The sequence below is a fragment of the Chamaesiphon polymorphus CCALA 037 genome (genome assembly GCF_003003845.1).
GTDB lineage: Bacteria > Cyanobacteriota > Cyanobacteriia > Cyanobacteriales > Chamaesiphonaceae > Chamaesiphon > Chamaesiphon polymorphus.
In genome coordinates, this window is the sequence record NZ_PVWO01000300.1 from 1 (window position 1) to 7,212 (window position 7,212).

The window sequence follows — 7,212 nt, forward strand, 5'->3', positions numbered from 1 at the left end:
CTTACAAGCCGATATTACCAACCCTGAAGAAAAAATCCAGGAAGAAAGCCTCAGACCTAGTAGCCTCAAAGAATATATCGGTCAAAAAGATCTCAAAGGCGTCCTCGATATCGCCATTCAAGCCGCCAAAGTCCGCCAAGAATCGCTCGATCACTTGTTATTATACGGGCCGCCAGGACTGGGCAAAACTACCATGTCCCTGATTCTGGCGTCCGAAATGGGCGTAAATTGTAAGATTACCGCAGCTCCAGCCTTAGAACGTCCGCGCGATATCGTAGGAATTCTCATGGCATTGCAGCCGGGAGATATTCTCTTTATCGACGAGATTCATCGCTTACCCCGAATGACAGAAGAAATTCTCTATCCAGCGATGGAAGATTTTCGACTAGATATTACCGTCGGGAAAGGTAATACTGCCAAAATTCGGAGTATTCCCCTGCCAAAATTTACACTCGTCGGCGCGACCACCAAAGTTGGTTCGCTAACATCCCCACTGCGCGACAGGTTTGGACTGGTGCAGAAGTTACGCTTTTATGAAGTGGACGAATTGACGCTCATCGTCCAACGCACGGCGGAGATCCTTCAGACAGCCGTAACCGATGAAGGTGCGGCAGAAATTGCCAGACGCTCGCGCGGTACGCCGCGCATTGCCAATCGCTTACTCAAACGGGTGCGCGATTACGCACAGGTTAAAGCTCACACCGAAATCGATGGCGCGATCGCCAGTGCCGCCATGGAGATCTATAATGTCGATCCGTTGGGCTTAGATTGGGTCGATCGATTATTACTCACCACCATGGCCGAACAGTTTAATGGTGGCCCCGTAGGATTGGAAGCTCTAGCCGCATCTACAGGCGAAGATAGTCATACCATCGAAGAAGTTTACGAACCTTATCTACTCCAAATCGGCTATCTTCACCGCACGCCACGCGGACGGGTGGTAACGGCAGCAGCGCGGAAGCATTTGGGTTTAAAAGGGGGAAATGACAACAGCGAGCAGTTATCTTTGCTCGAAGATTGAGAAACTCTCGATCGTAGTTGAATGCGATGCGGAAATGGTATTGAATACGATCGTCAAATATTTAAAAAAGCCAAATTAGTCCGACTTCAACTCAATCTGCCCAGCTTTATGACTCGATTTCCCCACGACCAATTCGCCAAAGATTTTCTAGAGTCATTGCTATCGCCTTTAGGTCAAGTGCAAACCTCTCTAAAAATTAGTGGCGAAGTCCGGGAAGTCGATGTCTATTTCATCCCCGACCCCCAACTTTCACCCATCGAAGAATTAGGAATACTAGCAGAATGTGCGAAAAACACCGTCATCTTTGAACCCTTTCGCAATTCAGTTAAAGTACCGCAAATTCGCGCCTGCATGTCCAAACTATACGACTTGCATAGCTATCTGCTCAGAGAAGCCAAAAGACAATCGCAACCAGAACTAGGCGACGATCTTTTACCCAATCTCTGGATTTTAACACCCACCCTATCCGCCCAAATATTAGAAGGACTCGGTGCTAAATTAGAGCTAGAGAAGTGGGGCGAAGGTATCTATATACTGAGTCCAACTCTCAAGACAGGCATCATCGTCATTCATCAACTACCTCAGACACCAACAACTCTGTGGGTTAGACTATTGGGTAAGGGCAAAGTGCAAGAACGAGCCATTCGAGAAGTTGCTGCACTACCAGCGGAGCATCCCTATCGCAATAATGCCTTAGATTTACTGGGTAATTTGAAGGTTATCCTGGAAGCCAGAGAAACTATCGAACCAGAAGAGCAGGAGTTAATTATGCAGTTATCACCTTTATATTTAGAAAAGCTTCAAGCAGCCGAACAAATTGGCGAACAGAGAGGCGAAATTAAGGGTCGGCAAGATTTTGTGCTGCGGTTGTTAAAGAAACGAGTAGGTGATGTCTCCTCAGAGGTATTAGCAAGGGTGATGGAGTTATCTTTAGAGCAGTTAGAAGTTTTATATGATGCAGCTTTAGACTTTACCACAGTTAGCGATCTGACAGCTTGGTTAGAGGTAAATGGGTAAAAATTTATATCTATTCAAAGCAAAATTTTTGCTCTAACTAAGGCTGAGATAATTATGCCATCATCACCTTTTTATTTAGAGAATCTCACGGTCGATACACAGCCAAACTAAGAAAGTGAAATTATTAGCTCTCGTAAAAAGTAAAAGCGATCGTCTCTCCAATCCTGTCCTTTAATCCTACCCAGATAGCCACTAAGCGGTGAAGACAGCTCGATCGTCATGTGATAGAGTTCTTCCTCTGAATACCTTTGGGGCGGATGGGATAAATCGAACACTACATGAAATTTTTCGATACCAACTTCTTGAAAGGTTTGGGATTCCAGATAATTCTTAAGTGTTGAGACGATATGAGCGAGGGTTTTGATTCTGTGCTGGATCGAATCTATGTATTTATTTACCTTGAAATCTGAGTCTTCACCAAAGGGTTCTTGTTTTAAGCATTGTTCTAATTCGCGCAGATCGATCGCGCCGGGATAGCAAGCCTTGAGTGTCACGAGTCGTTGTAGAGTAGTGGGTGTCATCACATTCATTTGATTTTGAACGGCTGCTTGTTGTGCCGCAGGTGTTAATGAGCCAGCCGCAAATATTATTTTGACAGATCGATCGAAAGTCTCTTTACCTAGATGCGTCATACCCAAATGGATGAGCTGGGCAGATACACTATTGGGAACACTTTCATTCTTACTTGCTTTGCATTCGCCCACGAGGGAGAATGGCCGATCGCCGTAAATATCGATGCCACCTGCGCCACCAGTTGCATTGGGATCGAGACTAGCCTTAATATTGTTGAGAGAATTAGTGAATCCTAACTGCAAAAAGCTTCTACGAACTAACTTCTCGAATTCATTACCATCGCTAGAGTTACCAACTTCACAAATTCTGTTAATCCACTTGAGATCGGTAAGACTTTCAGGTTGTGGTGATGGCGGCTCCCATTCTAAAAAGATTCGTAAGTCTCGATTGAAGGAGTCGATGTGGAGATCGGAGGAGGAGGCTAAATCGAGCTGCTGTTGTAGAGTCTCTAACTGCGGATATGGTGACGGGGAGAGCTTATCTAATTGCTGCTGACGTTTAGCGAAGATGCGATCTGCCAGAACTGGTTGAAGATTATTAACCATTATCGGCTGTTTTAGCAAAGAGAAATCACCTATCCACTCTGGGAGAACTTCGATTTTAGCGGGTAAAGTATAAACCCGTAATAAAGCAATAAACACAAAATTTCTGCTGACAAGGTGACGATCGATAATCGATTTGCTCCAGGGAAGTATATGGTGCAATAGCTGTAGATCTGCTGCTGCATCGATACTTTTACAAGATTCGCATCTAGCCCAATAATTGAGGTCTCTTACCACCAATGAGTTTTCGGCATTAGTTAGAGCAAAGGTTTGACCGGGCATCATAAATGTCCAGGGAAACACAGCAATTGTTCTGCCTTTAACTAGCAAATCTAAGTTACCTAAATCTAGATGAAACGCATTAGCAATTGAATAAGATAAAGTAGTCATATTAATTGGCTAATTGTAGACTAGCTTCAGACAAATCAATGATAGTGTCTTCAATAAATAATGTATTTACATCGCTTTCTACGATCGATAGAGAATCTTCATCGATCGCATCTACAGGAATTTCGCCAGAAGGATCGCTCAAAATCTCCTTAATCAAATAGTTGTTTTCGGCGATTTGGTTTTTTTTAATAAATTCTATAATTTTTGGCTGACTAAATTCATAGTCTTCATAAGCATCATAGACAGCTCGAATTGCTAACAAAGGTTTGATTTCTTCTGGTTTGAATACTACCCACTCTCCGCCTCGATTTGCGATTAAATCGTCCAAAATACTGCGTCCTTGAGTTTTGAGTTTGACATCTTTAGATCGGACTAGGCATCCTCTCGTAAAGCTAAATTTGTCATACTCAGCCAATCTTTTTATGGCAGCACTAACAAACTTTGTCACCGAATTTTGTAAAACGCAAACACCAATTTGATGTGTACCTCCTCGATCTTGGGCGATTAGCCGGAAATCTAAATAGCCTCGATCGACAGCTTTGACTTCGATATCCTGAATATCTTCGACTAAAACCCCATCGATTGTCATCCCTTTCGTAGTTTCAAAAGCCAAGCGCAATGCTTTTGCAATCAATTGACTATCATCTATTAGACCTATGATGGTAGTTTCTAGAGCCAACATTTGTTCTTGAAAAGCAATTTCAATCCCATGAAATTCATCCACTGGTACAGATACTTGCCAATTGTCGGCACACCATTTTAAAACTCTACGAACGATTGGTCGCTCTGTCCCCAACTCCCGTAGATCGCTCTCTTTGAATGGATAGGTAGGCGATGGTGGGATCGAACCATGCTTGGCATAAAAAGGCTGCAACCAGGCAGAGATCGGTGCAACAACATCATCACCATTGAGATATTGCAAATCGAATATTTTTTCACCAATGCGATCGATTACTGCTTCTGACTGCGGCATCACTTTGATGTGGTACTGCCAAGTTTGGGGATATACAGCCATAATTAAAATGCCAGATTTAATTTTGCTATATAAATCTTTTGCTAAAGATGCGACTACTTGTGGTGTTGTTAAACCTTGAGAATTAGAACTCTTTGGCTCGATTTCATCCAAACAGATAACAATCGTCCGATAGTTACCGATTAAATCCAAAATTTGCGTTGCTATTGCTAAGGCATTGACTTCTCGATCGCCTTCATGATTTTGGGGTAAATCCATCGCTTCAGATTGGGCTTTTCCTAACGCTTTACCTGATAACCAGTTGACAGCAAACAATTGCATACTGGGTATCAATGTCCAGAAAATAGCCTGAACGACATAAGGATTACTAATATCTGGCTTGAGTTGGCAAGTTTTGGCTGTCAATCGAGTAACTAAGTTTGGGATAGTAGCTAATTTTTTAGGAAAATTGCCGATCCATATCTTTGGTTCATAGTTAACATTAAAAATTTCATTCAATAATAAAGTGGCTAATTCCTGCCATTGTCTCGCACCGGAACTACCTTCCTGCTGAAGACTGTGCGCCAGAGTACTCAAGAACATGGAATTAATCTGATTCAAATCGGCATAGTCTGTTTCACTCATGTAAACAAAAAATGCACTGCCATCCTGCTTGATCTGCCGCCGCAACCGACTAATCAGGTGGCTTTTCCCCAAACCTTTTTCGGCGGTTATTGTTATGCCTAACACAGTTCGATCTCCAGCTTGAACTTGCTCGATACCTTTGAAAATTGCGGCTGAGATATGTCCATTAATCGAAGGGACATCGGGAAATTTAGATGCCCAAACGTCATGACTTTTGACAACTAGAGAGCAGTCGAAAGGATTGTACCGATCGACAAGCTGATTGATTTCGGAAATGGGAGATGCAGGCTGCTCGGACATTGTTTTGATTTTAGTTGCAGACTAGAGTTAAATAAGAACTTGGTGATGTTTCTAAATTTTGTTTATGTGTAGAGCCGTTTGGCATAACACCGAAGGCCACTGACTTTGGTCATCACCGAGTCTTCTAGCTTATCTGGCGCACTATCTTCGACGGTGCCTTCTAGCAGTTGCAGAATACCATCGGCTTGCATTTTGAGCAGCCACTCATTGAAGCTTGTCCGTGATACTCGATCTCCAAGATCCCGACGCATCCGATAAATCGGCACGAGTCGATCGAAATTAAATTCGCTATTGAGGCGATCGTAGGACGATAACGCCATTTCTTTAAATTCGCTATAGGTTGTGATTGCGGCTCCTTGACGATTGTTGGTTAACGATTGCTGGTTAACAGCAGCCTTGGAACGAAACCATTTCAGTAGCGCATTCGCAGTTTTAGCACCAATCTGAGCCTCGAACTCAAATTTATCCTCTGCTAAGGATGATGCCAACAAAACTTTTCCTCGCTCGGTTAATGTCAGGAAGCGACTATCTGCTGAATTATTAATGGCTCCAGCCTCGATTAGACTAGTACATGCAGCAGTAGCAACGGCTGTTTTTCCGCTGAAGCGACTATTTACCAATCCCTTGCGAATATCCGCACCGCCTAGATCCCACAATGCCAGCAGAAATCTGACTTCCAAGTTTGTAACCATTTTCGACATGCTTCCCTGGGTTATTTTCTTTCTGAAATAAAGTACTACTTCTTCACGTAGTTTACCCAGATCGTCAGACGATACTAACGCATCGATCGATAATCGATCCGACATTCCGCAATTGCTGAAAATCTATGCCTCAAAATCCTCCTAAGCCTTAGGAGGATGGTAGATCTGCATATTATTAAATCCTTATTTTCGATCTGCACGATCGATCTGCGAGCATGTTGGTTAGAGCAAAGAGAAACCCAACCTACGAGGTTATTGTTCCTGTCATCGGCGAACTGGCTGTTGCAACCTTGGCAACTGGAATTCTCCCCGCCAGGTATCCCAATCGTCCCGATACAGCGGCTAAACCCATCGCTTCAGCCATCAGGGGGGCATTCTCGGCACAGGCGATCGCGGTATTGATTAAAAGGGCATCCGCGCCGATTTCCATGGCTTGAGCGGCTTCGCTGGGGGTACCGATCCCAGCATCGACGACGACGGGGACTTTGGCGTTTTCGATGATGATTTGGATATTGGCAAGATTTCTAATCCCTTGTCCCGATCCGATCGGGGAACCCAAGGGCATAACGGTCGCGCATCCGGCCTCTTCTAGCCGCTTGGCCAGCAGTGGATCGGCGTTAATGTAGGGGAGTACGGCGAAGCCTTCTTTGACGAGCTGTTCGGCGGCTTGGAGGGTGCCGATCGGATCTGGTAAGAGATATTTACCGTCGGGAATTACTTCGAGTTTGACGAAATTATTATCTTCCTGTCCTAATAGTTTGGCCATCTCTCGACCCAATCTCGCTACCCGCACGGCATCTTCGGCAGTCTGACAGCCAGCGGTATTGGGCAGCATCCAGATTTTAGTCCAATCGATCGCTTCTGCCAAGCCTTCATGTCCGGCGGCTTTAGTCTGCACTCGCCGCACGGCAACGGTGACGATCTCGCAACCGCTGGCGAGGATACTATGCTGCATCTGTTCGATGCTGCGGTATTTGCCCGTACCCGTCATCAGCCGCGAGTTAAAGGTTTTGCCTGCAATAATTAGGGGTCGATCCATGGTGGGAGTGGATGGGTGGATGGGTGGATGGG

At 44.6% G+C, this 7,212-nt stretch carries 6 protein-coding genes; 2 read left to right on the forward strand and 4 right to left on the reverse strand.

All coding sequences use genetic code 11. From position 1 onward, the window contains the following. Both ruvB and C7B77_RS19560 read left to right on the forward strand, forming a co-directional pair. Positions 1 to 1,021: Holliday junction branch migration DNA helicase RuvB (gene ruvB, locus C7B77_RS19555; RefSeq protein ID WP_106308641.1), on the forward strand; the 1,021-nt coding region annotated here is incomplete at its 5' end. Between the two features lie 21 nt (positions 1,022 to 1,042). Next, positions 1,043 to 2,038, forward strand: a complete 996-nt coding sequence (locus tag C7B77_RS19560) for a DUF4351 domain-containing protein (RefSeq protein ID WP_106308644.1) — start codon at positions 1,043 to 1,045, stop codon at positions 2,036 to 2,038. 107 nt (positions 2,039 to 2,145) lie between these two features. Here C7B77_RS19560 and C7B77_RS19565 read toward each other — a convergent pair whose 3' ends face one another. The 4 genes from C7B77_RS19565 to C7B77_RS19580 form a co-directional block, all read right to left on the reverse strand. After that, positions 2,146 to 3,543, reverse strand: coding sequence for a DUF1802 family protein (locus C7B77_RS19565; RefSeq protein WP_106308647.1), 1,398 nt, complete (start codon positions 3,541 to 3,543; stop codon positions 2,146 to 2,148). A 1-nt stretch (position 3,544) separates the two neighbouring features. Then, positions 3,545 to 5,440: a P-loop NTPase fold protein gene (locus C7B77_RS19570; protein WP_106308650.1), complete on the reverse strand. Its 1,896-nt coding sequence runs from the start codon at positions 5,438 to 5,440 to the stop codon at positions 3,545 to 3,547. A 62-nt stretch (positions 5,441 to 5,502) separates the two neighbouring features. Further along, entirely contained in the window at positions 5,503 to 6,246 is a 744-nt protein-coding gene (locus tag C7B77_RS19575; protein WP_219892207.1) for a hypothetical protein, read from the reverse strand. Between the two features lie 139 nt (positions 6,247 to 6,385). Continuing rightward, positions 6,386 to 7,180, reverse strand: coding sequence for a thiazole synthase (locus tag C7B77_RS19580; RefSeq protein ID WP_181243931.1), 795 nt, complete (start codon positions 7,178 to 7,180; stop codon positions 6,386 to 6,388). Positions 7,181 to 7,212: the final 32 nt, after the last annotated feature.